The 25,720-nt window shown below is 70.2% G+C and carries 25 protein-coding genes and 1 pseudogene; 11 read left to right on the forward strand and 15 right to left on the reverse strand.

Annotation, left to right across the window (positions count from 1 at the left end; translation table 11 throughout):
• Window positions 1–14: 14 nt before the first annotated feature.
• From AB0C30_RS55825 to AB0C30_RS55835, 3 genes are all read right to left on the reverse strand, one after another.
• On the reverse strand, window positions 15–209 hold the full coding sequence (locus tag AB0C30_RS55825; RefSeq protein ID WP_357960560.1) for a hypothetical protein: 195 nt from the start codon (window positions 207–209) through the stop codon (window positions 15–17).
• A 74-nt stretch (window positions 210–283) separates the two neighbouring features.
• The gene (locus AB0C30_RS55830) at window positions 284–3,223 is read right to left on the reverse strand and encodes a BTAD domain-containing putative transcriptional regulator (protein WP_357960562.1); all 2,940 of its coding nucleotides are present in this window, start codon (window positions 3,221–3,223) and stop codon (window positions 284–286) included.
• A 12-nt stretch (window positions 3,224–3,235) separates the two neighbouring features.
• Window positions 3,236–3,673, reverse strand: coding sequence for a S26 family signal peptidase (locus AB0C30_RS55835; protein WP_357960564.1), 438 nt, complete (start codon window positions 3,671–3,673; stop codon window positions 3,236–3,238).
• Window positions 3,674–3,899: 226 nt separating this feature from the next.
• On the opposite strand from AB0C30_RS55835, the gene AB0C30_RS55840 reads away from it, so the two are divergent.
• The 3 genes and pseudogenes from AB0C30_RS55840 (at window position 3,900) to AB0C30_RS55850 (ending at window position 5,181) form a co-directional block, all read left to right on the forward strand.
• A complete protein-coding gene (locus AB0C30_RS55840; RefSeq protein ID WP_357960567.1) occupies window positions 3,900–4,745 on the forward strand; it encodes a universal stress protein in 846 nt (281 codons plus the stop codon).
• A 30-nt stretch (window positions 4,746–4,775) separates the two neighbouring features.
• Window positions 4,776–4,973, forward strand: a pseudogene (locus AB0C30_RS55845) (universal stress protein); the annotation flags it as partial.
• Between the two features lie 85 nt (window positions 4,974–5,058).
• On the forward strand, window positions 5,059–5,181 hold the full coding sequence (locus AB0C30_RS55850; RefSeq protein WP_357960570.1) for a universal stress protein: 123 nt from the start codon (window positions 5,059–5,061) through the stop codon (window positions 5,179–5,181).
• A gap of 24 nt (window positions 5,182–5,205) precedes the next feature.
• On the opposite strand, the gene AB0C30_RS55855 is transcribed toward AB0C30_RS55850, so the two are convergent.
• Window positions 5,206–5,847 carry a response regulator transcription factor gene (locus AB0C30_RS55855; protein WP_357960573.1) on the reverse strand — a complete coding sequence of 214 codons (642 nt, stop codon included), beginning with the start codon at window positions 5,845–5,847 and terminating at the stop codon, window positions 5,206–5,208.
• Window positions 5,848–6,051: 204 nt separating this feature from the next.
• Here AB0C30_RS55855 and AB0C30_RS55860 point away from each other — a divergent pair, with 204 nt between their 5' ends.
• The 3 genes from AB0C30_RS55860 (at window position 6,052) to AB0C30_RS55870 (ending at window position 8,648) form a co-directional block, all read left to right on the forward strand.
• Window positions 6,052–6,651, forward strand: coding sequence for a hypothetical protein (locus AB0C30_RS55860; protein WP_357960575.1), 600 nt, complete (start codon window positions 6,052–6,054; stop codon window positions 6,649–6,651).
• A complete protein-coding gene (gene ppk2 / locus AB0C30_RS55865; RefSeq protein WP_357960578.1) occupies window positions 6,648–7,448 on the forward strand; it encodes a polyphosphate kinase 2 in 801 nt (266 codons plus the stop codon). The genes AB0C30_RS55860 and ppk2 overlap by 4 nt, the downstream gene beginning before the upstream one ends.
• Before the next feature lie 168 nt (window positions 7,449–7,616).
• Entirely contained in the window at window positions 7,617–8,648 is a 1,032-nt protein-coding gene (locus tag AB0C30_RS55870) for a hypothetical protein (protein ID WP_357960581.1), read from the forward strand.
• A 21-nt stretch (window positions 8,649–8,669) separates the two neighbouring features.
• On the opposite strand, the gene dxs is transcribed toward AB0C30_RS55870, so the two are convergent.
• Together dxs and AB0C30_RS55880 are read right to left on the reverse strand one after the other, a co-directional pair.
• Complete coding sequence (gene dxs / locus AB0C30_RS55875) at window positions 8,670–10,595, reverse strand: 1-deoxy-D-xylulose-5-phosphate synthase (RefSeq protein WP_357960584.1); 1,926 nt, start codon at window positions 10,593–10,595, stop codon at window positions 8,670–8,672.
• A gap of 37 nt (window positions 10,596–10,632) precedes the next feature.
• The gene (locus AB0C30_RS55880; protein WP_357960587.1) at window positions 10,633–11,313 is read right to left on the reverse strand and encodes a GntR family transcriptional regulator; all 681 of its coding nucleotides are present in this window, start codon (window positions 11,311–11,313) and stop codon (window positions 10,633–10,635) included.
• Window positions 11,314–11,412: 99 nt separating this feature from the next.
• Here AB0C30_RS55880 and AB0C30_RS55885 point away from each other — a divergent pair, with 99 nt between their 5' ends.
• A complete protein-coding gene (locus AB0C30_RS55885) occupies window positions 11,413–13,041 on the forward strand; it encodes a GAF domain-containing protein (RefSeq protein WP_357960590.1) in 1,629 nt (542 codons plus the stop codon).
• Window positions 13,042–13,071: 30 nt separating this feature from the next.
• Here the strand turns inward: AB0C30_RS55885 and AB0C30_RS55890 are convergent, their stop codons facing one another.
• The 3 genes from AB0C30_RS55890 to AB0C30_RS55900 form a co-directional block, all read right to left on the reverse strand.
• Complete coding sequence (locus AB0C30_RS55890) at window positions 13,072–13,491, reverse strand: pyridoxamine 5'-phosphate oxidase family protein (protein ID WP_357960593.1); 420 nt, start codon at window positions 13,489–13,491, stop codon at window positions 13,072–13,074.
• Window positions 13,492–13,622: 131 nt separating this feature from the next.
• On the reverse strand, window positions 13,623–14,303 hold the full coding sequence (locus AB0C30_RS55895) for an SDR family NAD(P)-dependent oxidoreductase (protein WP_357960594.1): 681 nt from the start codon (window positions 14,301–14,303) through the stop codon (window positions 13,623–13,625).
• A 32-nt stretch (window positions 14,304–14,335) separates the two neighbouring features.
• Window positions 14,336–15,274: an NADP-dependent oxidoreductase gene (locus AB0C30_RS55900; protein WP_357960597.1), complete on the reverse strand. Its 939-nt coding sequence runs from the start codon at window positions 15,272–15,274 to the stop codon at window positions 14,336–14,338.
• Between the two features lie 98 nt (window positions 15,275–15,372).
• Here AB0C30_RS55900 and AB0C30_RS55905 point away from each other — a divergent pair, with 98 nt between their 5' ends.
• Window positions 15,373–16,083, forward strand: a complete 711-nt coding sequence (locus tag AB0C30_RS55905; RefSeq protein ID WP_357960600.1) for a helix-turn-helix domain-containing protein — start codon at window positions 15,373–15,375, stop codon at window positions 16,081–16,083.
• A gap of 4 nt (window positions 16,084–16,087) precedes the next feature.
• On the opposite strand, the gene AB0C30_RS55910 is transcribed toward AB0C30_RS55905, so the two are convergent.
• Both AB0C30_RS55910 and AB0C30_RS55915 read right to left on the reverse strand, forming a co-directional pair.
• On the reverse strand, window positions 16,088–16,918 hold the full coding sequence (locus AB0C30_RS55910; RefSeq protein WP_357960603.1) for a glutamate ABC transporter substrate-binding protein: 831 nt from the start codon (window positions 16,916–16,918) through the stop codon (window positions 16,088–16,090).
• A 142-nt stretch (window positions 16,919–17,060) separates the two neighbouring features.
• Entirely contained in the window at window positions 17,061–17,657 is a 597-nt protein-coding gene (locus AB0C30_RS55915; RefSeq protein ID WP_357960605.1) for an XRE family transcriptional regulator, read from the reverse strand.
• An 88-nt stretch (window positions 17,658–17,745) separates the two neighbouring features.
• Here AB0C30_RS55915 and AB0C30_RS55920 point away from each other — a divergent pair, with 88 nt between their 5' ends.
• Entirely contained in the window at window positions 17,746–19,362 is a 1,617-nt protein-coding gene (locus AB0C30_RS55920) for an MFS transporter (protein ID WP_357960608.1), read from the forward strand.
• Between the two features lie 118 nt (window positions 19,363–19,480).
• Here the strand turns inward: AB0C30_RS55920 and AB0C30_RS55925 are convergent, their stop codons facing one another.
• The 4 genes from AB0C30_RS55925 to AB0C30_RS55940 form a co-directional block, all read right to left on the reverse strand.
• On the reverse strand, window positions 19,481–20,497 hold the full coding sequence (locus AB0C30_RS55925; RefSeq protein WP_357960611.1) for a LacI family DNA-binding transcriptional regulator: 1,017 nt from the start codon (window positions 20,495–20,497) through the stop codon (window positions 19,481–19,483).
• A gap of 384 nt (window positions 20,498–20,881) precedes the next feature.
• Window positions 20,882–22,711, reverse strand: coding sequence for an RICIN domain-containing protein (locus tag AB0C30_RS55930; RefSeq protein ID WP_357960613.1), 1,830 nt, complete (start codon window positions 22,709–22,711; stop codon window positions 20,882–20,884).
• Between the two features lie 288 nt (window positions 22,712–22,999).
• Window positions 23,000–23,194, reverse strand: coding sequence for a ferredoxin (locus tag AB0C30_RS55935; protein WP_357960616.1), 195 nt, complete (start codon window positions 23,192–23,194; stop codon window positions 23,000–23,002).
• Window positions 23,195–23,202: 8 nt separating this feature from the next.
• Window positions 23,203–24,429 (reverse strand): cytochrome P450, encoded by a 1,227-nt coding sequence (locus AB0C30_RS55940; protein ID WP_357960619.1) that lies wholly within the window; start codon window positions 24,427–24,429, stop codon window positions 23,203–23,205.
• 227 nt (window positions 24,430–24,656) lie between these two features.
• Here AB0C30_RS55940 and AB0C30_RS55945 point away from each other — a divergent pair, with 227 nt between their 5' ends.
• Together AB0C30_RS55945 and AB0C30_RS55950 are read left to right on the forward strand one after the other, a co-directional pair.
• Window positions 24,657–25,304 (forward strand): TetR family transcriptional regulator, encoded by a 648-nt coding sequence (locus tag AB0C30_RS55945; RefSeq protein WP_357960622.1) that lies wholly within the window; start codon window positions 24,657–24,659, stop codon window positions 25,302–25,304.
• Window positions 25,305–25,485: 181 nt separating this feature from the next.
• Entirely contained in the window at window positions 25,486–25,620 is a 135-nt protein-coding gene (locus tag AB0C30_RS55950; RefSeq protein WP_357960625.1) for a hypothetical protein, read from the forward strand.
• The last annotated feature ends 100 nt before the right edge of the window (window positions 25,621–25,720 follow it).

Below are 25,720 nucleotides of genomic sequence, written 5' to 3' on the forward strand. Positions count from 1 at the left end.
CCTGCGTGTACTACCTAGCCACCGCAGACTCTGAACGCGTAGCAGGCGCCGCATCGGGTCGTGCCGCCGGCGGTGGTGCAGATCTTGCGGAAGTCGGAGCGCTCCCGGCAGTAGCAGTGGACGTACCACTCGGCGGCCGCTTTCGCGGACGCCTTGGGCACCAACTTGCCGAGAATCCGGTCGCCGAGCCGGCCAAGAACAGCAGTCATGGACTCGTTCCTTTCGTAGCGATGCGGTTAACCGAAACCTATTCGGGCGGCATACAGCACCCCATACAGCCGCGCTACAGCCGGGCGGTGAGCAGCCTTTCCAGCACCGGATCGCAGCGCGTCGCGGGATCGGCGAACAGCCCCGCGGCCTTGCCGGCGTCCGCCACGGCACCCGGGTCGCCGAGGGCCGCGCGTGCTCTGGCGAGCTGCCGGAGGCAGGCGGCCTGGCCGTACGCATCGCCGATCTTGGTGGTCAGCTCCAGGACGTGGGCCAGGTCGGCCACCGCCGCGGCCGGATCGCCCTGCCGAAGATGGATCTCGGACCTGCTGAGCAGCACCTCCCACTGGTCCTCCCGGTTGCCGGTCGCCTCGCAGCGGACCAGTGCCTCCGCCAGTACCGCCAGTGCCTTGTCCCGCTGGTCGAGCAGGCAGTGGGCGCGGCCGAGCGCGGCCAGGGTGATGCTCTCGCCGTACAGGTCGCGATCGGCCCGCCGGATGGCCAGGCACCGTTCGAAGCGGTCCACCGCCTCGCTGTGGCGGCCCAGCCGGAGCAGCACCTCGCCCAGGTTGTGCGAGACCAGTCCGACCCGGTTCGGCTGGTACGTCTTCAGCAGCAGCAGGCCCGCGCCGATGTGGTCGAGGGCCGCGTCGAGATCCCCGGTCTGCATGCACAGCCAGCCGAGATTGTGCAGCGCCAGCCCTTCCTCACCGCGTTCGCCCACGGCCCGCCAGAGGTCGAGCGCCCGTTGCAGGAGGGCGCGGGCCGCCTCGGGACGGCCGGACTTCCACTCCAGCAGTCCCAGCGTCGCCAGCGTGGCCGCCTCCGCGACGCGGTCGCCGTCGCGCCGCGCGACCTCGATGGCGAGCCGCGCGATGGTCTCGACCTCCCGCCAGTAGCCGCTCTTCATCGCGATGGACTTGATCAGGGCCATCAGCTCGATGACGAAGCCGCCCTGCTCACCTTTCGCCGCCTGTACGGCCGCCGCCACCAGGCACGGCAGGTCCGTCTCCAGCCACCGTACGGCCGCGGCGAGATCCGGCAGGCCCACATCGGAGGCGTGCTCGCCCCCGCCGGCATGCATCAAGTGCGGTTGCAGCAGGGCCTGCAGCCGTCGGAGGCGATCGAGGTACCACCCCAGGGCCCGTCCGAGCGCCCGCGTACGCTCCCGCGGCGCGTCATGGGCGGCGGCCAGCTCCGCGGCGAACAGCCGCAGCAGGTCGTGCATGCGGAACCGGCCGTCGCCGACCGGCTCGAGCAGCCGGGCCTCGGTCAGCTCGTCGAGCGCGGCCTCCGCCGTCGTCTGGTCGATGTCGGCCAGCGCGGCGGTGAGCTCGACGCCGGCCTCGGGCACTTCCAGCACGCCGAACGCCCGGAAGACCGCCTTCGCGGTACTGGCCAGCGTTCCGTACCCGACCTCGAAGCAGGTTCGCACCCGCAGGTCGGCGGCCTGGAGCTCGTCCAGCCGCCGTTGCTGGTCGCCCAGCCGCTCGCCGAAGCGGGCCAGCGACCAGTCGGGCCGGCCCGCCAGCCGGGCACCGGCGATGCGCAGGGCCAGCGGATGGAAGCCGCACCAGCGGGCGATCTCCGCGGCCGCCTCCGCCTCGGCGCTCACCCGCTCGGGACCGGCCAGCAGCGTCAGCAGGCGCACCGACTCCACCTCGTCGAGCATGCCGACGGCGATGGGCACGGCGTCCATGGTGGTCAGCGCGGCGCGGCTGGTGACCAGCGCCGCGCAGCCGCCGCCCGCCGGTAGCAACGGCGCCACCTGGGCGGCGCCGACGGCGTTGTCGAGGACGACCAGGACGCGGCGGTCGGCCAGCAACGACTGGTAGTGAGTGGCCGCCTCCGCCGGTGCCGCCGGGACGTCGCCGGGCGGCACTCCGAGCGCGCGCAGGAAACGGCCGAGCACCTCGGCCGGCCGCAACGGTGGCAGGCCCGGCGTGGATCCCTGGAGATCCACGTAGAGCTGGCCGTCGGGATAGCGGTCGGCCACGCCGTGCGCCACCGTGAGGGCGAGCGCCGACTTACCCGCCCCACCGGGACCGTGCAACGCCGCCACAGGCGGACTCGCCGCGTCGCGCCCGTGCGGCGTCTCCACGGGCGGACCCGCGCCGGAACCGATCACGGCCGCGCCCGGCTCCCCGTACAGGATGCTGTGCAGGTGAGCCCGCTCGGCCGAGCGGCCCACGAACACCAGCGGCGCCCGGGGAAGCAGACGTGGGCGCGGACGCCCGTCGTCGACGGGCACGGCCACGGTGTCACGGTCGGCCGCCAGCAGGGCGGTGTCCCTGCGCAGGATCGCCTGCTGCAGCAGACGCAGGTCCGGGCCTGGATCGATGCCCAGCTCGTCGGCCAGCACCCGGCGGGCGGCCCCGAACGCGTCCAGCGCGCCGACCACGTCGCCGCAGCGGTAGAGGGCCGTCATGAGCTGACCGTGCAGCCGCTCGCGCAGCGGATACTGGCGGATCACCTCGCGCAACCGCGCGGCCGCGAGCTCGTTCCTGCCGAGGGCGAGCTGGATGTCGGCGTGTTCCTCCACCACGCCCAGGTAGTGGTTGGTGAGACGGGCGACCACCTCGCGCAGCGTGGGCCCGAGCGGCACGTCCTCCGCCGCCGTCCCCTCCCACAGGGCCAGGGCCTGGGTGAAGGCCTCCTCGGCGGCGCTCGTGTCGCGCTTGGCCAGCGCCTGGCGGCCGCGCGCGGACAGCGCCTCGAACTCCAGGAGGTCGAGCTCCTCCGGTCCGGCCCGCAGCAGGTAGCCGACGTCGGAGGTGACCAGCCGCTCCTCATCCGGCAGCAGCTTGCGCAGCTGCATGAGGTACGTACGCAGGTTCGCCACCGCGGAGCGGGGCGGCCGCTCGTCCCACACCTCCGCCACCAACGACCTGATCGGTACGACGTGACCCGCCCGGGCCAGCAGCATGGCGAGAACGGTACGTTGCTTGGGCGCCGTGATCCTGACCGGCGATCCGTTGACCTGGATCCGCATCGGCCCGAGAAGTCGAAACCGCACGATGTACCCGCTTTACAGCGGTGACCCGCCCAACCGGCGCAGCGCGACACCGAGCAGGCGGTCGGCGTCGAAGAACCCGCGCTGCCGGGAGTCGACGCTGTCGATGTTGTCACCCAGGACGACCAGCGCGCCGGCGGGCACCCGGGCCACGCCGTCCCCGATCCCCGGCGGAACGGGGTCGCCGGGTAACGCGACGGCGCGCTTGATGTTCCAGTGCCGGCCGTCCCGTCCCGGCGGTCCGAGCCCCGCGGCGGTGAGCGGCGGTTCGAGCACGACTACGTCGCCCGTGGCGACCTGGTCGATCCGGCGCCTGCGTACCAGAACCAGATCTCCGTCGGAGAGCGTCGGGGCCATGCTCGTCCCCTCGACCGTGACCACCACGTAGCGCCTTCGCGCCCACAGGGCGCCCGCCACCGCCGCCAGTACGAACCCACCGATGATCATCTTCATGGCGCTCTTCCACGGTCGGCCCTGCGAGGAATGAGTCTTCTTCCCGCGAAACGATCTACGTTGGGACGTGACCCTGTCAAGGCGCGGATTCCGCGGATTGCTCCATCGCGGGACCAATGGCACTCGTATTCGGGACTTCGGCCCCCTGTGGTCGGCCGCCTGTTTCGCCAGGCTGGAGCTGAGGTTCCAGTGCGGGAAGGGGACCGTTCAGGAAGGGGAATGCGTGATGACCAGACGGATCGTGGTCGGCGTGGACGGGTCCGAGCCGGCGACAGCGGCGGTGCGGTGGGCCGCCGCCGACGCGCGGCGCAGGGGACTGGCCCTGCGGATCGTGCATGTCTGCGAGCAGTGGCCGTACGGGCTCGCCGCGTTCAGCGCGGAGTACTGCGCGGGCACGCTGGATGCCGCCGCCGACCAGGCGCGTGAGCTGGCGGAGGGCGTGGAGGTGACGACGGAACTGCACACCGGGAACCTGGTCGACGAGCTGATCGGCGAGTCGGCCGCGGCTGACAGCCTGGTGCTGGGCAGCAGAGGGCTCGGCGGTTTCAGCGGCATGCTGCTCGGCTCGGTCGGCACCGCCGTCGCGGGCCACGCCTGGGGCCCGGTGGTGATCGTCCGCGGGCCCGGCCAGGAAGAGCACGGCCGGATCGTCGTCGGCTATGACGGGTCCGAGGACTCCGAATTCGCCATGCAATACGCCATCGAGCAGGCCCGCGTCCGCCACGCGCGGCTGCACCTCCTGTACGCCTGGCAACTGCCGCTGTTCTCCCCGTACGCGGCCGCCTACGACAGCCTGCTGGAGAACGCCTTCCAGCACGAGGTCCGTACGGCCGGCGAACGGGTGAACCCCTGGCGCGAGAAGTACCCCGACATCGAGATCACCGACGAGCAACTGTGCGAGCACCCGGCCGGCGCCCTGATCAAGGCCTCGACCACGGCCGACCTGGTCGTCGTCGGGTCGCGTGGGCTGGGCGGCTTCGCCTCGGCGGTGCTGGGCTCGGTCAGCCGCGCCGTGCTGCACCACGCCACGTGCCCGGTCGCGGTCGTACGGCCGCACCCGGAGAGGCCATGAACGGCGACTCGCCGACCACGGAGGACGACGATGAGCGGAACGATCGTGGTCGGCGTGGACGGCTCGCCATCGGCCGGATCGGCGCTCGGCTGGGCCGCCGACGACGCCTCCCGCAGGGGACTTCCCCTGCGGATCGTGCTCGTGCGCGAACCCTGGGCGGCCGAGCATCCGCCCACCGCGGCCGGTGACCGGCAGACGCTGACCGAGCGGTGCACGTACGTGCTCGACACGGCCGCCGACCAGGTACGGAGACTCATCCCGGAGCTGGAGGTCTCGACGGCTCTGGTCACGGGCGCGGTGATCGAGCGGCTTGGTGGTCGGATCGCGCGGACTGGGCGGCTTCGCCGCGGCGGCGCTCGGGTCGGTCAGCCACGGTGTCCTGCACCGGGCTCGCTGTCCGGTGGCCGTGGTGGGCGCTCCGCGGATCACGACGTGACAGACCATCCGAGGTCTCGGGCCGTCAGCCTCGCCGATCCATCCGCAGTCGTGCCGAGAGTGCCGCCGCCTGCGTACGGCGCTGCATGTCGAGCTTGGACAGCAGATTGGACACGTAGTTCTTGACCGTCTTCTCGGCCAGGAACATCCGCTCGCCGATCTGCCGGTTGGTCAGCCCCTCGCCGATCAGGTCGAGGATGTTGCGCTCCTGCTCCGACAGCGCCGCCAGCGGGTCCCTCCTGGCGGCCTGCTCCCGCAGCCGCTGCAGCATCGCCGCGGTGGTCTGCGGATCGAGCAGCGACTGCCCCGAGGCGACCGTACGCACCGCGCCGACCAGGTCGGAGCCGTGGATCTGCTTGAGCACGTACCCGGCCGCGCCCGCCATCACCGCCTCGAACAACGCGTCGTCGTCGGCGTAGGAGGTCAGCATCAGGCACGCCAGCCGCGGCAGCCCGGACCGGACCTCGCGGCACACGTCCACGCCGTTACCGTCGGGCAGCCGGACGTCCAGCACCGCCACGTCCGGCTTGAGCGCCGGAATGCGGGCGATCGCCGACTCCGCGGTCCCGGCCTCGCCGATCACCTCTATGTCGTCCTCGGCATCCAGCAGGGCGGCCACGCCGCGCCGTACCACTTCGTGATCGTCAACGAGGAACACCCGAATCATGCTCCGACGCTAACCGGCCAGGTCAACCGCGGAATAGAGGCCAAAGTCCCAAAAGCGAGTGAAGACCAAAGCACTCAATAGGCAGGACTTTCGCCCCTAGGAGGCATGGAGCTGCCGCTGTGGGATGCGAGGGGATGAGGCAGGGCAAAAACAGAGGGCAAAAACAGCAGGTGGCAGCCGGTGAATACGACAGGAACGGGTTAGATGGGCACCGACAGGATCGACCGAGCAGTCCCACGCGCCGGTACCCGTCGGCCGGCGCTGATGCCGGCGGTGGCGACCGTGGGATTCGCGGTGAACTTCTGGGCGTGGGCGCTGCTCAGCCCACTGGGCCCGCGCTTCAAGGAACTGCTGGGACTGTCGGCGGCCCAGCAGGCGCTGCCGGTGGGCGGGTTCGTGATCCTGGCCGCAGTGTTCGCCGTCGTCGCGCTCTGCGCCACGGTCCTGGCGTTCACCCCACCGCTGATGCCGCTGGGCACGGTCGCGTTCCTGACCATGGCCGCGGCGCTCGGCGCCGGCAGCGGGGCCACCTTCGCCCTGGTCGCGGTGGCGGCCCCGGTCGACAAGGTCGGCTCGGTCACGGGCCTGGTCGGCGCCGCCGGTGGGCTGGGCGGGTTCGTGCCGCCGGTGGAGATGGGGTTCGTCTACGGTCTGTTCGGCTCCTACGGGGTGGGCCTGGCCCTGCTGGCCGGAGTGTCGGTGCTGACGCTGGTGCTGACTTTGACCGCGGTGCGTGCCACGGCCAGGCGGCGCTCCGCCGCGCTACCGGTGCCGTTCGGACCGTTCGCCGAGGAAGCCCGATGACGAAGAGACTGCCGCGCAAGGTGTACGAGAAGGAGCTCTTCCGCCTGCAAGGAGAGCTGGTGAAGCTGCAGGAGTGGGTGCGCGTGCGAGGCCGGCGAGTGGTCGTGATCTTCGAGGGGAGGGACGCGGCGGGCAAGGGGAGCACGATCAAGCGGGTCTCCGAATACCTCAACCCGCGCGTGGCGCGCATCGCGGCGCTCCCGGCACCGACCGAGCGTGAGCGGTCGCAATGGTACTTCCAGCGCTACATCGAGCATCTGCCCGCCGCCGGGGAGATCGTGCTGTTCGACCGCAGCTGGTACAACCGCGCGGGTGTCGAACGGGTGATGGGATTCTGCACCCAGGAGGAATACACGCGATTCCTGCACCAGTGTCCGATTTTTGAACGGTTGCTGGTGGAGGACGGGATCCTGCTGCGCAAGTACTGGTTCTCGGTGAGCGACGAGGAGCAGGAGCGGCGCTTCCACGCCCGGCTGAAGGATCCGATGCGGCAGTGGAAGCTGTCACCGATGGACCTGGAGTCGATCAATCGCTGGGAGGACTACTCCAGGGCCAAGGACGAGATGCTGGTGCACACCGACATCCCAGAGGCGCCGTGGTACGAGGTGGAGAGCGAGGACAAGCGGCGGGCCAGGATCAACATGATCGCGCACCTGCTGTCCACGATCCCCTATGAGGAGGTGCGGCGGGCGGAGCTGAAGATCCCGCACCGCCCGCCCGCCACCGGCTACCGGCGCCCGCCGCGCAGGCCGGAGACCTTCGTGCCGGACGCCGCGGCGGACCTGCGCTTGCCATGACATGACGATCGAAGCGCTGATGGATGAAGGAGTTGTGCGAATGGCGCCGGCCGGCGCCCGTACGCCCTGGCGGCCCTGACCGAGGCGGACCCGAAGAGTGCCGTATGGCCGTGATCGATGGGACTTTGGCCTCTGCCGGTGGCAGGCACACGGGCGGATCGTGGGGCTATGGCGATCCGCGGCCTGACCTGGGAGAACGACATGACCATCGACATCGCGCTCGAGGCGGCGCGCTGGGCGCCGTCGGTGCACAACACCCAGCCCTGGACCTTCGCCGTCACGGGCCAGGAGATCGCCGTCCGCGCGAGCACCGATCGCAAACTGGCCCTGGAAGACCCTGGCGGCAGGGAAATGCTGATCAGCTGCGGGGCGGCCGTGTTCAACCTGCGTACTGCGCTGCGCCAGGCCGGCCGCGAGCCGATCGTGCGGATCCTGCCCGATCCCGACCGGCCCTCGCTGCTGGCGACGGTACGGCTGGGCGAGGCCGTCGAGCCGGACGAGCACACCAGCATGCTGGCCGGGCAGATCGAGGTGCGGCGTACGCACCGGGCGGGATTCACCGAGACGCCCGTGCCCGAGCGGCTCGTGGCACAGTGGCAGCGCGAGGCCGCCACCGAGGGCGCGACCTTCACGCCCGTCGGGGCGCCCGCCGCCGTACGGGCCCTGGCCGCGCTGACCGAGGCGGCCCAGGCCGTCCAGTCGCAGGACTGGCCCTTCACCCTCGAGGTCATGCGGTGGGCGCGCCCACCGGGAAGCACCCGAGGTGACGGCGTGCCCGCCGACTCCTACCCCAAGCGGCCGGCTGACGCCGACCTTGAGCAGCCGACCGGCGCGTACCCCGAACAGCCGAGCGGTGAATTCGCCCAGCGCGACTTCGCCCACCAGCACCCCTGGGGGACCGACACCGACCAGAGCATGTCACGCGCCACCGGGGTGGTGGCACTGCTGACCACCCGTGAGGACACCCGCGAGGCCTGGCTGGCGGCCGGGCAGGCGCTGCAACACGTGCTGCTGCACGCCTCGGCTCACGGAGTGAGCGCCGCCTTCCACACCCAGGCGCTGGAGGAGCCGCACCTACGCGACTTCCTCCGGCAGCGGATGTGCGCGGGCGCCTACCCGCAGATGCTCATGCGGCTCGGCATCGCCGCCGACGAGAGCCATGGGGTCCGCCGCCCGCTCACCGACCTGACCGACCCATGATCCTCCGCCTTATCCATAGGGTCAGGAGGAGGATGCGTCCTGGGGTTGGCGCGTGAGCCGCAGGAAGGTCTCCTCGACCTGGCGGGCGATGTCCGCCGCGGTCAGGCCGAGGCGGGCGAGCACGCGATCGCGGCCGGCGTGGTCGAGGAACGCCACCGGTACCCCGAAGTCACGCATCGGCACGTCGACCCCCGCGTCGCGCAGAGCCTGCGCGACGGCGGAGCCGACGCCGCCGGCCCGTACCCCGTCTTCCACCGTCAGCACCATGCGGTGCCGGGCGGCGAGGCCGGGCAGCAGGTCATCGACCGGCTTGACCCAGCGCGGGTCGACCACCGTCGCGGTGATGCCGTGATCGGCCAGGCGCTCGGCGACCCGCAGGCACAGCGGAGCCAGCGCGCCGACGGCCACGATCAGGACATCTGCCACCGGTTCGGTGTCCGTGCTCTGGCGATCAGCAGTGGCTTCCCGGAGCACGTCCATGCCGCCGATCCGCCCGACGGCCGGGATCGGGGCACCGACGCTTCCCTTCGGATAGCGGACCAGTGTGGGCGCGTCGTCCACCGCCAGCGCCTCGCGCAACTGTTCCCGCAGGCGTTCGCCGTCCCGGGGTGCCGCGATCCGCAGCCCCGGTACGACCTGAAGGACGGCCAGGTCCCATACGCCGTTGTGAGAGGCGCCGTCGTCACCGGTGATCCCCGCCCGGTCCAGGACGAACGTCACCCCGCACCGGTGCAATGCCACATCCATCAGCAACTGGTCGAAACAACGGTTGGCGAATGTGGCGTACACGGCGACGACCGGATGCAGCCCGCCCGTGGCGAGTCCCGCCGCGGCGGTGGCCGCGTGTTGCTCGGCGATGCCCACGTCGAGGACCCTGTCGGGGAAGCGCTGGGCGAAGGGTTCCAACCCGGTCGAGCGCAGCATCGCCGCCGTGATCGCCACCACGTCAGGTCGTTCGGCACCGATCCGCACCAGCTCCCCGGCGAACACCGAGGTCCAGTCCTCTCCGGCCACGCGCAGCGGCACCCCGGTGTCCGGATCGATCACCTTGACCTGGTGGAACCGCTCGTCGGACTGCTCGGCCGGCGGATAGCCCCGCCCCTTCTCCGTGATGCAGTGCACGATCACCGGGCCGGAGAACTGTTTGGCCAGGTGCAGCGCCTGCTCCACCGCCGCCCGGTCGTGACCGTCGATCGGGCCGACGTACTTCAGGCCAAGGTCTTCGAACATGCCCTGCGGCGCGACGAAGTCCTTGAGCCCCTTCTTGGCACCGTGCAGAGCGTCGAACAACGGACGCCCGATCATCGGGGTGCGGTCGAGGATGTCCCGGGTACGCCGCAGGAACCGTTCGTAGCCGTCGGTGGTGCGCAGCGCCGCCAGGTGGGTGGCCAGGCCGCCGATCGTCGGTGAATAGGAGCGCTCGTTGTCGTTGACGACGATCACCAGCGGCAGCGACGGGTCGGCGGCGATGTTGTTCAGCGCCTCCCATGCCATCCCGCCGGTCAGGGCGCCGTCCCCGATCACGGCGACGACGTGGCGGTCGCGCAGACCGGTGAGACGGTGGGCCTTGGCCAGCCCGTACGCCCAGCTGAGGGCGGTCGAGGCGTGCTGGTTCTCCACGACATCGTGCGGGGACTCGACCCGGCTCGGGTAGCCGGAAAGCCCGCCTTCCTGCCGCAATCGCGAGAAGTCCTGCCGCCCTGTGAGCAATTTATGCACGTACGCCTGGTGGCCGACGTCGAAGATGACGCGGTCGGTGGGGGAGTCGTAGACCCGGTGCAGGGCGATGGTCAGCTCCACGACGCCGAGGTTCGGCCCCAGATGGCCGCCCGTGCGGGAGACCGCGTCGATCAGGAACTCACGGATCTCGGCGGCGAGCCGGTCCAGCTCCGCGGGGCTTAACCCGTTGAGATCCGCCGGACCGCTGATCGACGACAGAACGCTCATGGGACGACCACTGCTCCTTCGCGAAGTCTTCTTACCCTCAAGTGGTGGGCCCGCGCTGCGGCTCGCCGCCCGACGACCAGTCACCCGGAATGTGCGACAGATGCCGACGCATCAGCTCTTCGGCGAGCGCACGGTCGCCCTTCAGGACCGCCGCCAGCAACGGACGGTGCTCCGCCGCGGAGCCGGCCAGGTCACCGTCCGCGGTGAGGCGGCGCAGGTTGTACAGGCGGGTCTGGTCGCGCAGGCACGCCACCGAGTCGACCAGTCGCCGGTTCCCGGTCGCCTCCAGCAGGAGGAGGTGAAAGTCGCGATCGGCCTGAAGGTTGCCGGCCAGATCGTGCTCCTCGGCCGTCCGCTCGATGACATCGACGAGCTGCGACAGCCGCTCCACACGATCCCCCAAGCCCAACTCGGCCGCCCGGCCCACCCCGGGAACCTCGAGCATCATGCGCAGCTCGAAGATCTCGGTGAAGTCCTGCTCGGTGAACGACACGACACGGAATCCCCGATTGGGCAGCGCCTCCAGCAGGCCCTCATCGACCAGGGCGAGCATCGCCTCGCGTACCGGACTCGTGGACACCCCCAGCTCCGTCGCCAGCGACGCCGCCGAATACACCTCGCCCGGCTCCAGGGAGCCCGTGACCAGCGCCTCCCTCAGCACCGACAGCGCCTGATCGCGCAGACTCGTCCGCTGCAGGGAAGCTCCCGTCAAAACCATGGCCAGTACTATATCACCGATTAGCCGTCACGTCTCATAGGCCACCAGGGCTGTTCGAGGGAGCTTTACCGATCGATCGTTCGGGCAGAAACTGCGAGTATGAGCGATGGATCGGTGATGCCGTCCATGCGGCTGGACGAGCTGCTGGCTGAGCTGCAGGTGCGGCTGAACGCGGTGCTCGCCACGCGCGACCGCGTGCACGCGCTGCTGGACGCGGTGGTGTCGGTGGGCAGCGATCTCGATCTGGGAACGGTGCTGCGGCGGATCGTGGAGACCGCGACCAACCTGGTGGACGCCAGTTACGGCGCACTGGGGGTGATCGGCCATGAGAGCACGCTGATCGAGTTCATACCCGTTGGATTGACCGAGGAAGAGATCGCCAAGATCGAACACTGGCCGCACGGGCTCGGCCTGCTCGGATTGTTGATCAAGGACGCCCGGCCGCTGCGACTGGCGCGGATCGCCGATCACCCGGAATCCTACGGTTTCCCGCCCGGCCATCCGCCCATGGGCACCTTCCTGGGCGTGCCGATCCGGATGCGGGAGGAGGTGTTCGGCAACCTCTACCTGACGGAGAAGCGCGGTGGCGGCGAATTCGACGAGGAGGACGAGGCCGTCGTCATCGCCCTGGCCACCGCGGCGGGCGTGGCGGTGGAGAACGCGCGCCTGTACGAGCAGACCCGGCGGCGGGAGAAGTGGCTACGGGCCTCCGCGGAGATCACCACCAGCCTGCTGTCCGGCACCGATCCGCGCGACGTCCTCGTCACACTGACCAGCAAGGCCAAGGAGATGACGGATGCCGACCTGGTCGAGCTGATGGTGCCCGCCGACGGCGGCACCCGGCTGGTGGTGGAGATCGCCGAGGGTGACCGGGCGGACGAGCTGCTGGGCACCTCGTGCGCGGTGGCCACGACATTGGCGGGGGAGGTCTACACCCGCGGCGAGTCGCTCACCGAGGGCGACATGCGGCTGCTGGTGCCCTTGGGCGCGCCGCCTTCGGTACGCGGGGTGGTCGCCATGAGCAAGCGCTCGGGGCGGCTGCCGTTCAGCGAGGCCGACGGCCACATGCTGGGGGCCTTCGCGGGCCAGGCGGCCATCGCGGTGGAGCTGGCCGAGGTGCGTCGCGCCGCGGAGCGGCTCAGCCTGCTGGAAGACCGTGACAGAATCGCCAGGGACCTGCACGACGTGGTGATCCAGCGGCTGTTCGCGGTGGCCATGACGCTGATGGGCGCCGTCAGGCTGATCGAGCGTCCTGAGGCCACGAGCAGGGTCCAGCACGCGGTCGACGAGCTGGACGAGACGATCCGGCAGATCCGAGCCAGCATCTTCGCCCTGCAGGGCTCGGGGACGAGCGGGCTGCGCGGTCAGGTCGCCGAGCTGGTCGACGGGGCCGCCGCGCACCTGGGCTTCCGTCCCGGACTGCGGCTAGAGGGGCAGCTCGACACATTGGTCAGCCAATCGGTGGCCGAGCAGGTGGCGGCCGTGCTGCGCGAGGCCCTGTCCAACCTGGTACGGCACGCCAAGGCGGCCAAGGCCGACATTCTGCTGGAGGCGGCGGCCGGCCGGCTGACCCTGGTCGTCACCGACAACGGGGTGGGCATCGAGCCCGATGGCCGGCACAGCGGGCTGGCCAACCTGGAGGAACGTGCCACCCGGCTGGGCGGCACGTTCACCGTCGATTCACCCGAGGGCGGCGGAACCCGGCTCAGCTGGTCGGTCCCGCTGTGATGCGGTGGTTCAGCTGGTCGGTCTGGCGGCTCAGGTGGTCGGTGCCGCGGTGATGCGGCGGCCGGAAACCTGCTCGGCCGCCACCACGATGTAGTGGTCACGGCTGCCCGGCGCCCACGGCACCAGGGGGAGCTGTGCGAGGCGGGCCACCTCCTCGGGCTCGCGTACGGCTCGCGCGTGCCCGACCGCGGTCACGGACCAGCCGGTACGCGCGTCGGGGTCGAACTCGTCGGCCTCGAAGGCGACCACGCTCCGCTGGGTGGCCGCGGCCAGCTTGGAGCCGACGGAGGTGCGGATCACGATGTGCTCGCCGTACAGGCAGAAGTTGACCGGCTGGACGGCGGGCAGGGCCCGGTCGGTGAAGACGATCCGGCCGATCCGCGCCGTGTCCAGCAGGTCGAGGCACTCCTGGCGAGAGAGCACCTGCAGGCCGGACGCGTCTAGTTGCATGCTTCCCAGCATCAGCGGATCGGGGAGGAGACGTTAGAGTCTTTCGTCCTTGCTTCCCGGCCATGCGGCCAGGACCGCCGTCCTGGCCGCATCCCCGCCCTGACAGGAGCACCCACGAGCAACCCCGGATATCAGCCCGTGAACTCCAGCTCGGCCCGGTCGCGGCCGCTGTACAGATCCCAGTAGACCGCCGCGATGTCGTCCGCCTCCGCCGTGGGGAAGCCCGCCGGCGCGTTCGAGCCGATCCAGACGCTGATCGCCACGTGCGCGGCGTAGACGCCTCGGTCGGCCAGGACGCCGTTGAGGTTGAGCACCCAGTTGCGCAGGGCGGCGGCGGCCGCGTTGATGTTGCCCATCATCGGGTTCGGCGTGATGGAGCCGCCTCCCGTGGTGAACAGGAGGGTGCCGGCGCCGGCTTCGAGCATCGCGGGGAGCACCTGGTTGGCGGCGGTGACCGCGCCGTACAGGTAGTAGTCGATCTGCGGCTGGAGGTTGTCCACGGTCACCTCCAGCGGGCCGGCCATGGTGATGCCCGGGACCGGGGTGTGCGGGGCGGGGGAGTACTCCAGTACGTCGATACCGCCGAAGTGCGCCGCCGCTTGTTCCAGGGCGGCGGCCAGGGCGGGGCGGTCCATGATGTCGGCGGGGAAGGCCGCCGCGGTGACGCCCGAGCCGGCGAGCTCGGCGACAAGCTCATCCAGTTTGTCCTTGCCGCGGGCGATCAGGGCGACGTCGAAGCCGTGTCCGCCGAACAGCTTGGCGATGGACAGGCCCATACCGGGGCCGGCGCCGACGATGGCGAGGGTGGGCATGATCAACTCCTGTCAGGTGAAGGGAAACAGACTCAGGCGATGGAGACCGCGAGCTTGCCCTGCGCGCCGGCGCCGAAGTCGGCGAACGCCTGGGCGACCTGGTCCAGCGGGTAGGTGGCGGTGATGGGCACTCGCAGGGCGCCGGCGACGGCATCGGTGGCCAGCTTGTCCAAGGTGACCTGGTTCGGGTCGGCCACCACCGAGGTGACGCTGACCTCCCGGCCCTCGACCGCGTCGGGGCCGAAGCCGAGAGTGGAGGCGAGCCGGCCGCCCGGCCGCAGCAGCGCCGCCAGCTGAGCGCCGTCGCCGGCCAGGTGCAGCACCGCGTCCACGCCGTTCGGGGCCAGGGCGCGCACCTGCGCCTCCACCTCCGCGGTGAAGTCCACCAGGTGGATCTCGGCGTCGGTCAGCCCTCGTACGAAATCGCTCTCCGCGCCTGGTCGCGTGGTGGCGAGCACTCGGGCGCCGCGAGCCACCGCGACCTGTACGGCGAGCGCGCCCACGCCGCCGGTGGCGCCGGAGATCAGGACGGTCTCGCCCTTCTGCGGGTCCACGGCGTCGATGCTGTCCAGGGCGGCCGTTCCGGCCAGTCCCAGCGCTCCGGCCGTAGCGGTCGAGAGCCCCTGGGGAATGTGCGCCACGCCGTAGGCGGCGGGCACGACGAGGTACTCGGCGAGCGAGCCGGTGCCCAGGAACGGCTTCATCGCCACGCCGAAGACGTGGTCCCCGACGGCGAACCCCTCGGCGCCTTCGCCCACGGCCTCGACCGTGCCCGCGAAGTCCTTGCCCGGGATCAGCGGATAGCGGTGCTCCATCACCTGCTGCAGGTAGCCGGCCGCGGTCGCCGCGTCGAAGCCGTTGATCGACGAAGCGGCGACCTTCACCAGCAGCTCACCGGCTTCGGGCCGGGGCGCGGCCACCTCGGTGATGGCGGGGCTCGCGGGGACGGAACTCAGGACGATTGCGCGCATGGCGACTCTCCTCAATTAATCGGAACGGCTTATCCGTTTGTTCTGTGCAGCGTAACACCAGAATCGGATAGACCATTCCGATTCTGTATGATGGCTTCATGAGCCCTGCCGCCCGCCGCGTCCCCGCTTCCCCAGACCCCTCGGCAGACCCCTCGACCCAGGGCCTGCGCATCGATGCCCGGCACAACCGCGATCGCATCCTGGCCGCGGCCCGGCGGGTCTACGCGCGCGACGGCATCGAAGCGTCGATGGCATCCGTGGCGCGCGAGGCGGGTGTCGGGATCGCGACGCTCTTCCGGCATTTCTCCGCTCGCGAGGACCTCGTCGCGGCCGTGTTCGCCGACACCATGCAGACGTACGCCGATGCCGCCGCCACCGCGCTGGCCGACCCCGATCCGTGGCACGGATTCACCTGGTACATCGAGACCGTCTGCGGCATGCAGGCCGCGGATCGCGGTTTCTCCGAGGTGCTGACCATGACCTTTCCCAGCGCCAGGGCCATGGAGGCCAAACGGGACGAGGCCTACCGCGGCTTCAGCGAGCTGGTCGTACGCGCCAAGGAAGCCGGCCGGCTGCGCCCCGACTTCACCACCGAGGATCTGGTCATCCTGCTGATGGCCAACGCCGGTGTCATCGCGGCCACGGCCGGCGCGGCCCCGGAGGCGTGGCGCCGGCTCGTCGGCTGCATGATCCAGTCGTACGCCGTCCCGGACCCCGCGAACCCCGAGCCCCTGCCGCCCGCGCCCACCCCGACGGCCCTGTACCGGGCGATGATCCGCTTGAGCCGCGCCCCCGCAGAACGCCGATGACCTCTTAGGCGCAGCCTTCGAACTGCGGCACTGAGGTGGATATCGAAAGACCCGTCGCGCCGAAGTGTTTGCGGAGGAGCTTGGGCGCCGTTCCGGACTGGTACATCGCGGTGATGGCCCGGTTGACCGCCTCGCATCCCGCGACGTCGCCATGGCGGAGGGCCACGCCGTACCGCTCCTCCGTGAACGGGGCGTGCACGATGGTGTACGCGCCCTTGTCCCGGGCGGCGAACCCGGCGAGGATCAGGTCGCCGGTGGAGACCGCGTCCACCGCGCCGGATCTGAGGAGGTCCACACACTCGCTGTAGGTGCGGGCCGGGACCAGGACGGCGGCCACGCCGCGGCCTTCAATGATCCGTGACGTGGAGATGGAGCCCTGGGCCTCGCACAGTTTGCGCCCCGCGAGATCTCGTACGTTGCCGATGTTCGTCGTGCCGTTGCGGACCAGGATGTCCTGCTGCGAGACGTAGTACGGCCCCGCGAACGTCACCTGCATCTTGCGCGGTGGGCTGATGGAGTAGGTGGCCACCACCATGTCCGCCTCGCCGGAGTTCAGTTTGGCCTCCCGGCCTTCCGACGTCGTGGCGACGAAGGAGACCTTCTTGCCCAGGTGGCCGGCCACATAGGTGGCCACGTCCACGTCGAAGCCCTCGAAGGTGCCCTGCTTGGTCCGCAGGCCCAGGCCGGGCTGGTCCGGCTTCACCGCGACGATCAGCTCGTCCTTGTCCAGGATGGACGGGGTATGGCGGAGGACGCTCATTCCGCACCCGGCCGATGCCAGGGTGATGGCCGCTGCCACGGCGACTCGCGCGAGGCCGCCGAGTAACTTGCTCATCGCTCCTCCGGGGTGCGGGCCTGCCGACGCGAGCCCCACGGTAGGGAAGGACGATGAAGCAAGAGTGAACCAGCGGTGGCGGCACCCGGTCGAGATGATGACGGTGGACGCGGTTTCTAGGACCTGAGGTCCCCGAGCTCTCTCACTCGGCCGAGCCAGGTCTCGGTGCCGCGCGGATGTGCGTGCGTTCGCCCTGTCTCCCGATGAGACTCAGGAACTCGACGGGACCGGCGCTGGTGGCCCCGAACCAGTGCGGGGTGCGCGTGTCGAACTCCGCCGCCTCCCCGGGCTTCAGGATGAGGTCGTGTTCGCCGAGTACGAGGCGGAGTGTTCCGTTGAGGACATAGGCCCAGTCATAGCCCTCGTGGCTGCGCAGGTCGGGTTCGGCGTCGTCGCTTCCGGCCGGGAGGACGAACTTGTAGGCCTGGATCCCTCCGGGCCTCCGGGTCAGCGGCAGGATGACGGCGCCGTCGCCACGGGAGATGGGCCGCAGATTGACGCGGGGGTCGCCGGTCGGCGGCGCGTCCACGAGCTCGTCGAGGGTGACCCCGTAGGCGCGAGCCAGCGGTAGCAGCTGCTCGAGCGTGGGACGTCGCAAGCCCGCCTCGAGCCGGGACAAGGTGCTGGTGGAGATCCCGGTCTCCGCCGCGAGGTCGGCGAGTGTGACGTCCCGATGCAGCCGAAGGCGTTTCAACCTCGGTCCGACGGCGTCGAGAGTGCGGTCAATGGCCTCATCCATCCCGCCATTTTGCCATTCGGCAACAACGTTTGCACATCCGCCTTGACGCTCAGCACCATGAGGAACGCACCTGCATGAAAGGAATCCCGTGAGTACGAACCCGTCCTCAGACACGGAAGCCCCCGGCCCGACCGTCCAAGACCCACGACAACGACGTACGATCTTGGCCGGGGTCTGCGTCGCGCTCATGGCGGTCATCGCTTCGGTGTCCGGGTTGAACGTCGCCCAGCCGGAGCTCAGCGTCGCGTTCGACACCTCGCAATCCGAGGTCCTGTGGTTCATCAACATCTACACCCTCACTCTGGCCGCGTTGCTCCTGCCGCTCGGCGCGCTGGGCGACCGGTGGGGCCGCAGGCCGGTGCTGCTCGCCGGCCTGCTCGTCTTCGGCGTGGCGAGTGCGGCGGCCGGCCTTGCCACGTCGTCCGAGCTCATGCTCGCCGCGCGTTTCCTGAGCGGCGTAGGCGCGGCGATGATCATGCCGGCCACCCTCGCGGTCATCACCTCGACCTTCCCGGACGAGGAACGCGCCAAGGCGATCGGCGTGTGGACCGGCGTCGCGGGCGGTGGCGGCATCTTGGGGATGTACCTGTCGGCCATCCTGGTCGACCTGGCGAGCTGGCGGTGGCTCTTCGTCCTGCCGGTCGTGCTCGTCGTCGTCGCCATCGCCATGACGCTGCGATCCGTCCCGAACTCGCGCGAGGCGTCCGGGCACGGGTTCGACGCCGTCGGTTCGCTGTCGTCCGTGGTCGCGGTGGTCGGTCTCGTCTTCTTTCTCCAGGAGGGCCCCGAACGGGGCTGGACCGCGCCCGCGACGCTACTGAGCCTCCTCGTCGGCGTCATCGCCGCCGCCGGATTCGTGGCATGGGAGCTACGCCGGCCGGCGCCACTTCTCGACGTCCGCCTGTTCCGCGAGCGAGGTCTCGCGAGTGGTTCCGTGTCGCTCCTGGCCGTCTTCGGCGTGCAGGCAGGGATCTTCGTGGTCCTCTTCCCGTACTTCCAGGCGGTGCTCGGCTGGTCCGGCCTGCGCTCCACCCTGGCGCTCATGCCGATGGCGCTGCTGATGATGTTCGCCTCCGGTCTCGCCCCGAGGGTGGCCGCGCGGGTCGGCGGCCGCTCGACGATGGCCTCGGGGATCTTCCTGGGCGGCGCGGGGCTGGTCCTCATGGCCACCTTCGTCTCCGTCGACGGCGGCTACCTGTCGATCCTCCCCGGCATGCTCGCCATGGGACTCGGCATGGGTTTGACGATGACGCCCGCCACCGAGGCCATCACCGCCGCCTTGCCGCGCGCGCGTCAAGGTGTCGCGTCCGCGCTCAACGACGTCACCCGGGAATTCGGCACCGCGCTCGGTGTCGCGCTGCTCGGAGCGGTCCTGACCGCCGGCTACCGCGGTGCCGTCGATGCCCGCCTCGACGGAGTACCAGGCGCCGACACCGCCCGTGAAGGCGTCGTCAACGCCCTCACGGCCGCCGACGGGGCCGGCCCCCAGGCGCGGGCGCTGATCCGAGCCGCCCAGGAGTCCTTCGTCGACGGCTGGCAGCAGGCCATGTGGGCGGGCGCGGCGGTCATGGCGGTCCTGTTCGTCTACGTTCTCGCGCGAGGGCCGCGGGAACGTACCCCGGGCTCCGGTAGCGACAGCCGGGAGTCCATTCCTGTCCGGGGGAGTGCTCAAAAGGCAAGTCGAATCGATTCGACTGGGCCATGAGCGTCTCTTGGCGGGGTGGTCAAGAGCCAGGAAACGGTCGCGACATGCCGCCGTTCCGCGGACCGGAGCTGGATTGGACCTGGAGTGGGTCTCAGGCGGCTTCGTTAGTCGTTAGTCGTCAGGAGCGGGGCCTGGCGGGCCCGGTCGTGGCGCGCAGCGAGATCGGCGGGGCGATCAGGAGGTGACGGTGCGGGGTGGCCGGGTCGGCGATGCGCTGGATGAGCAGCTCGACGGCGCGGGCGCCCATCTCGCCGGCGGGGACGTCGGCGGCGGTGAGCGGCGGGTGCAGGTTCTCGGCCCAGTGCTGGGCGGCGACGCCGGCGATGGAGAAGTCTCCGGGCACGGTCAAACCCGCCTCGGCCAGCGCCCGGTACATGCCGGACACAGCCGCCTCGTTGATGGTGGCGATGGCGGTCAGCTCCGGATGGTCGGCGAGCAGCTGCCGCAGGCAGCTCTGTCCGGCCTGGGCGTCGTCGGCGCAGCAGACCCGCACGCCGTGCAGGCCGCGTTCGGCGATGGCGCGATCGAAGCCGGCCTGCGCGCGGTGGCCCGGCCCATAGCCGGCGGCGACCAGCTCGGCGTTGCGGTTGACCAGCGCCAGGTGCCGGTGGCCGAGATCGGCCAGGTGGTGGACGCACTTGGCGATGAGCGTCTCGTAGTCGATGTCCACCCAGGACATGTCCTCCGGCCGGCGGGTACGGCCGATGCCGACGAACGGCGGGCCGCTCTCCAGCAGCCGGGTCACCCGGTCGTCCTCCAGCCGGATCTCCATCAGGATGACGCCGTCCACGCGCCGGCCGGTGACGACGCGCTCGAAGGAGCGGTCGTGCTCGCCGCCCGAGGGTGACAGCAGGACGTCGAGGTCGGCGCGGGCGGCGGCGTCGACCATGCTGGCCACGAAGCCGAGCTGCATGTCGGTCAGGCGCTGACTGGCCGGCGGGATGACCAGGCCGATGGTACGGGTACGGCCCTCCTTGAGCGCCCTGGCGGCGGCGTTGGGCCGGTAGCCCAGCTCGTCGATGACGGACTGGATGCGGCGCTTGGTCTCCTCCGACACCGGGCGCTTGCCGGTGAGCGCGTACGAGACGGTGCTGCGTGACACGCCCGCCCGCCTGGCGATCTCTCCGATGTTCACCCGTACTCCTCGTCCAATCCACCGCTCGGCGACCATCGTAAGTCGAACCGGTTCACGAGATGGCACGTCGTCGCATTCCGTGGCGCGGACGGGTCGTCTGCCGCGCATCGCTCGCGACATCTATGGCGCTCGGCCGCCGACCCCGTCTTGACGCTGTTCAGCGGCCCGTACTTCTACCAGGACCCCGTCGACGGCTCGTACGTCTTCACCGTCTACCAGACCGGCCGCCGCTACCGGATCAGTGCTCGACCTCATGCCGATCGTGCTGGGGGAGGAGCTGTCGCGACCCATCTGGGCGCCCTCGACCGCGCTGATCGAGGACGGCCGGCGCGTACCTCATTCTCGCCGCGGCCCACGAGCGGCGGTGTGCCAAGCCCGTACCCGTCACCGGCCCCAGAGCCGCCAGGTCTGGTTGAGCGGACTGGCCTGGCCAACCGGGTTGCAGGTCCACTGAAGAATGGGCGCCCTGGGGGCGGTCGAGATGGTGCTGACGTCGACGCACTTGCCGCTGTGGCGGGCGACGAGCTGATAGTCCCGGGGATCGTTGCCCGCGTAGGTCACCTTGCGCAGGGCGAACTGCTGGTTCTGCGCCCCGCCGGCGCAAGTCCGCTGGCTCACCGGCGTGCCGTCGGCTGTGGCCGCCGCGTTCACCTCAAGGCACTTTCCGCTCTGCTGGTTGACCAGTGTGTACGTGCCGGTCACGCCGGTCACCGGCTGGAAGTTCCACAGTTGCTGGTCGCCGCCCTCGCAGGGGAACTGCTGCTGTACGTTGCCGTCGGCGGTGCTCAGATCGGTGTTGTCCAGGCATTGCTGGGAGTGCTGCGCGACCGCCACGGACTGGAAGCCGCCGTCCGATGGCGGCAGCAGCGTGACGGTGAACGTGTCGTCGGCGTTGGTGTGCGGCAGGTTCAGCGTGATCGAGTTCCCCGACAGCGTCAGGACCGTGTTCTGCACGGTGATCGGCCCCTGGACCGCGCCGCCGCCGTTGTACGGGACGCGCTGCACGACCGCGCGGACCTGGTTGTTCTGCACGATGCCGCTGGTGGTGTCGAGGCGGCGCAGACCGACGGCGATGTTGCCGGTCGTCCCGCCCCCGCCCACCAGGATCTTGGCCACGCCGGCCGCCTTGGTGGCGAAGGCGTCGTAGGCGGCGCTCGGGGTCGTCGAGACGATCTGGCCGGTCTGGGAGGCGTAGAAGCGGTAGACCCACCATTCGCCCTTGGGCAGATGCCGGCCGGCGCTGTCGCGGACGAGCAGGTTGCCCAGATCGTTGTGCAGGTTGCCGGCGCTCGCCCAGTTCGCGCGTAACCCGTCGGCGCCCGCGCGCTCCAGTCGGGCGATGTACCACGACCCGTCTCCCGGGTTCTGCTCGTTGGAGGCGCCGTACTCGTTGATCTGGTACGGCCGCGGGTGCGGGACGCCGCGCGGGTCGAGCGTGGCGTTGGCGGCTGCCACGTTGGCCACCGGGTCGCCGGGCAGGGAGTGCCAGCTGACGATGTCAGGGATGACGTTGTTGGCGCGGACGAAGTCGAGGTAGCCGTTCCACCAGGCGTTCGTCGTGGAGGGCACACAGGCGCAGCTCGGCCCCACGATCAAATGGTTCGGGAAGGCGGCACGGATGCGCTGGTAACTGCGCCGCCACAGCTCGAAGTACTGGGCCTGCGGGCGGTTCCAGAACAGGGAGATGTTCGGCTCGTTCCAGATGTCCCACTGCACGGTGATTCCGGCGGCTCGTACGTCGTTGATCAGGCGAGTGAGGAAGGCGTCGTAATCGGACCAGTTGCCGTTGTCGCCCGGAAAGCGGGAGATCGGATACCCGTCCGCGCCCCATAGATCATGCGGAAGGATGATGAACTGGCCGCCGAGCGCGATCGTCCGCCGGGCCTGGGCCAGCGTCGCGTTCCACCTGCGGTCGTAGGCGCCCGACACCCAGCCGCCGGGTGAGCCGAGCTGCGCGCCACCGGCCCGCATGTACCGGAACTTGACGTCACGGTAGAAGTGATCCGCCGGTCCGGACGCGTTCTCCGTCATGCCGTAGATCCACCCGGACGCGCGGTAGGTAGGGGCGCCACCGGCCGAGCCGAAGTCGACACTGATGGATTCGTCCGCGGCGTGCGCCGGCGCCGGGATGGTGAAGGCGATGAGCATCCCGGCCAGGAGCCCGGTGACGCGAGCGAGCCGTCTACCGGGCGGTCGTGGGGTTGCCGTGAACATGTGCGGCTCCTTCGGAATCAATTCGACGGCTGTGCCCGTACGTATGGCCGGGCTTTCGCCCATCGCACGGACACGTCTGCGGCGGCTCTGACGAATCGATTCGACCGGAGCGTAGATCCGGTGTCGAAGGTGTGTCAATGGCCTTCATGTCCCGCGTTCCTCGCGCGGGCTCCGGGGCGGGAACCACGGCGGTCAGGATCGCTGACCGCCGTGGAGACATGGTGTTCGGGCCGCACGATTACGGTGCGCACGTCGTGACGGAGACCTGGACGCGCATGGGCGCGGGGGTCATTCCTCGACGGTGATGGCCAGGGCCGGGCAGACCATGGCGGCCTGTTGGACGTCCGCCAGCCGCTCGGGCGACGGGTCGTCGTTCAGCAGCACCACGATCCCGTCCTCGTCGCGCTGGTCGAACACGTCGTCGGCGGCCAGCACGCACTGCCCGGAAGCGACGCACTTGTCTTGGTCAATAATGATCTTCATGATGTCCTCTACCAGGTGACGGGCAGTTCGTAGGCGCCGAAGATGAAGCCGTCGTGCTTGAAAGGGATCTCATCCAGCTCGGCGGCGAGTGCCAGGGTGGGGATCCGCCGCAGGAGGGCGGTGTAGGCGACCTGCAGCTCCATCCGCGCCAGCGGCTGTCCCAGGCACTGGTGAATCCCGTACCCGAAGGTCACGTGGAGCCGGGCGTTGCGCTGGAGGTCGAGCCGGTCCGGGTCGGGGAAGACGGACGGGTCGCGGTTGGCGGTCTCGTTGACCGCGATGATGCCCTCGCCCGCCTTGATGACCTGGCCGGCGATCTCGATGTCGGCCAGGGCCACCCGGCGCAGCCCGCCGTGGGTGATCGTCAGGTAGCGCAGCAGCTCCTCGACCGCCGAGGCGACCAGCTTCGGGTCGTCGCTCTCCCGTACGAGAGCCGCCTGGTCCGGGTTCTGCAGGAGGGCCAGCGTGCCCAGCGTGATCATGTTCGCGGTGGTCTCGTGCCCGGCGAACAGCATCAGCACCCCCATCTGGGCGGCCTCCGGCCGGGTCAGCTCACCGGCCTTGACCCGCTCGACCAGCCCGGACAGCAAGTCGTCGGCGGGCTTGGCGAGCTTCTCGCCGATCAGCCCGTCCAGGTACTCGGCCAGCCGCCGCTGGGCTCCTCCCCGCTGCTCGGGGGTCGAGTTGCGGTTGATGATGGTCCTGCTGTTGGCCTGGAAGAAGTCGTGGTCGTCGTAGGGCACGCCGAGCAGGTTGGAGATGACCAGCGAGGGCAGCGGCAGGGCGAACCCCTCGACGAGGTCGGCGGGCTTCGGCCCGGCCAGCAGCCGGTCGATCAGGTCGTCCGCGATCTGCTGCGTGGCCGGCCGCATCGCCTCCACCCGCTTGACGGTGAACGCCGAGGTGACCATGCGCCGCAGCCGGGCGTGCTCGGGGTCGTCCATCATGATGAAGCCGATGCCGCCCGAGCCCCCCTCCTGGGCGGCCATGCTCTCCATCGACGCGGCCTCCGCCGGGGAGAGCCGGGGGATGCCGCGCGCCGGTTCGACGCTGACCCTCGGGTCGCCGAGCAGGGCGCGGTGCTCGGCGTGGCCGGTCACCAGCCATGGGGTGCTGCCGTCCCACAGCCGGACCCGGGTCAGCGGGCCCTCCTCCTGCCGGGCTCGCATCGCGGGCGCCGGGTCCATCGGGCACGTCGCCGACCTGGCGATGTCGTACTCCGGGATTGTCGTCACTGCTTCCTCCTCGAATCGAAAGGCTAAGCAATTAAATCAATCGATTGATTTAAATTCTAGCGGTGGATGGGCACCTGTCAAACGGCGGGCAGAGCCGCTGATCGGCCCATTGCATAAGCTGTCCTTCCATCACGCCTCGCCGTACACGGCCGAGGACCTGCGACGACCTGAGGGACTGAGGCCGTCGCGGGCTGCGCGAAGTCCCGGTGCGGTAGAAGACGACGATCATGAAGATGACACGAGACGAGCAGGTCAGCGCGACGCGGGAAGCCCTTCTCGCCGCGGCCGAGCGGCTGTTCGCCGAACGCGGGGTGCACGCCGTCGGCAACCGCCAGATCAGCGAGGCCGCCGGGCAGGGCAACAACGCCGCGGTCAGCTACCACTTCGGCACCAAGGCCGACCTGATCCGCGCGATCGCCCGCAAGCACACCGGGCATATCGAGCGCATCCGCGAACGCATAATGACCGGCATCGGCGACTCCGCCGACCCGCGGGACTGGGCGTCGTGCCTGGTCCGCCCCTTCGCCGAACACCTGGAGACCCTGGGCAGCCCCACCTGGTACGCCCGGTTCACCGCGCAGGTCATGGCCGACCCCGCGCTCAACGCGGTCATGGTCGACGAAGCCCTGACGGCCGCCCCGATCTTGCGGTTGTTCCGGGACGGCCTGGCCCGGTCCCTGCCTGGCCTGCCCGACGAGATCCGCCGCGAACGCGTCACCATGGCCCGCCACCTCATCGTGCAGATGTGCGTCGAGCGGGAACGGGCCCTCGCGGACGATGCCCCCACCCTCCATCCGACCTGGGACGACCTGGCCGCCAGCCTGATCGACGCGATCGTCGGCCTGTGGCAGGCCCCGGTGATGCCCCGCTCGTAACCGGCACTCCGTCTGCCCAGTCCGCCGACCAGGCGAGGCGGCAGGCGGCCCCGCCAAGTGGACGACTTGAGTCCTATTAGATCGTGTGCTTGGCTTGGCTGAATCATCTGGTTTACTTGCGTGGCATGGCACGCCCTGTGGTTCGGCGCGCACCAGTGCCTGGGTCAAGCCGCTGGCCCGCATGGAGCTGCAGGTGGTCCACGGCACCCTTTACCGGCACGTTCCGACGCTGAAACTGGCCACCGACCTGCACCAGGTCCCGGTCAAGTTCAACGGGTCGGTCTACGGCGTGCACGAACTGCCCGTCACCTGGTGACCCATCTTCGGCGAACCTGTCGTACACGAACAAGGCTGAACGGGCGAAGATCCACCGGTACGTGTACCGCGGATCCAAGCACGTCGATCTCGACGCGATC

It is taken from the genome of Nonomuraea sp. NPDC048901, assembly GCF_040649695.1.
Taxonomy (GTDB): domain Bacteria; phylum Actinomycetota; class Actinomycetes; order Streptosporangiales; family Streptosporangiaceae; genus Nonomuraea.

Bases quoted from the DNA above. Each gene is read 5' to 3' on its own strand.
- AB0C30_RS55825 (WP_357960560.1), bottom strand. From the start codon at position 209: ATGACTGCTGTTCTTGGCCGGCTCGGCGACCGGATTCTCGGCAAGTTG.
- AB0C30_RS55855 (WP_357960573.1), bottom strand. From the start codon at position 5,847: ATGATTCGGGTGTTCCTCGTTGACGATCACGAAGTGGTACGGCGCGGC.
- AB0C30_RS55835 (WP_357960564.1), bottom strand. From the start codon at position 3,673: ATGAAGATGATCATCGGTGGGTTCGTACTGGCGGCGGTGGCGGGCGCC.
- AB0C30_RS55895 (WP_357960594.1), bottom strand. From the start codon at position 14,303: ATGCCCACCCTCGCCATCGTCGGCGCCGGCCCCGGTATGGGCCTGTCC.
- AB0C30_RS55880 (WP_357960587.1), bottom strand. From the start codon at position 11,313: ATGGTTTTGACGGGAGCTTCCCTGCAGCGGACGAGTCTGCGCGATCAG.
- AB0C30_RS55840 (WP_357960567.1), top strand. From the start codon at position 3,900: ATGACCAGACGGATCGTGGTCGGCGTGGACGGGTCCGAGCCGGCGACA.
- AB0C30_RS55945 (WP_357960622.1), top strand. From the start codon at position 24,657: ATGAAGATGACACGAGACGAGCAGGTCAGCGCGACGCGGGAAGCCCTT.
- AB0C30_RS55935 (WP_357960616.1), bottom strand. From the start codon at position 23,194: ATGAAGATCATTATTGACCAAGACAAGTGCGTCGCTTCCGGGCAGTGC.
- AB0C30_RS55885 (WP_357960590.1), top strand. From the start codon at position 11,413: ATGAGCGATGGATCGGTGATGCCGTCCATGCGGCTGGACGAGCTGCTG.
- AB0C30_RS55900 (WP_357960597.1), bottom strand. From the start codon at position 15,274: ATGCGCGCAATCGTCCTGAGTTCCGTCCCCGCGAGCCCCGCCATCACC.
- ppk2 (WP_357960578.1), top strand. From the start codon at position 6,648: ATGACGAAGAGACTGCCGCGCAAGGTGTACGAGAAGGAGCTCTTCCGC.
- AB0C30_RS55930 (WP_357960613.1), bottom strand. From the start codon at position 22,711: ATGTTCACGGCAACCCCACGACCGCCCGGTAGACGGCTCGCTCGCGTC.
- AB0C30_RS55860 (WP_357960575.1), top strand. From the start codon at position 6,052: ATGGGCACCGACAGGATCGACCGAGCAGTCCCACGCGCCGGTACCCGT.
- AB0C30_RS55905 (WP_357960600.1), top strand. From the start codon at position 15,373: ATGAGCCCTGCCGCCCGCCGCGTCCCCGCTTCCCCAGACCCCTCGGCA.
- AB0C30_RS55915 (WP_357960605.1), bottom strand. From the start codon at position 17,657: ATGGATGAGGCCATTGACCGCACTCTCGACGCCGTCGGACCGAGGTTG.
- AB0C30_RS55870 (WP_357960581.1), top strand. From the start codon at position 7,617: ATGGCGATCCGCGGCCTGACCTGGGAGAACGACATGACCATCGACATC.
- AB0C30_RS55910 (WP_357960603.1), bottom strand. From the start codon at position 16,918: ATGAGCAAGTTACTCGGCGGCCTCGCGCGAGTCGCCGTGGCAGCGGCC.
- dxs (WP_357960584.1), bottom strand. From the start codon at position 10,595: ATGAGCGTTCTGTCGTCGATCAGCGGTCCGGCGGATCTCAACGGGTTA.
- AB0C30_RS55890 (WP_357960593.1), bottom strand. From the start codon at position 13,491: ATGCAACTAGACGCGTCCGGCCTGCAGGTGCTCTCTCGCCAGGAGTGC.
- AB0C30_RS55950 (WP_357960625.1), top strand. From the start codon at position 25,486: ATGGAGCTGCAGGTGGTCCACGGCACCCTTTACCGGCACGTTCCGACG.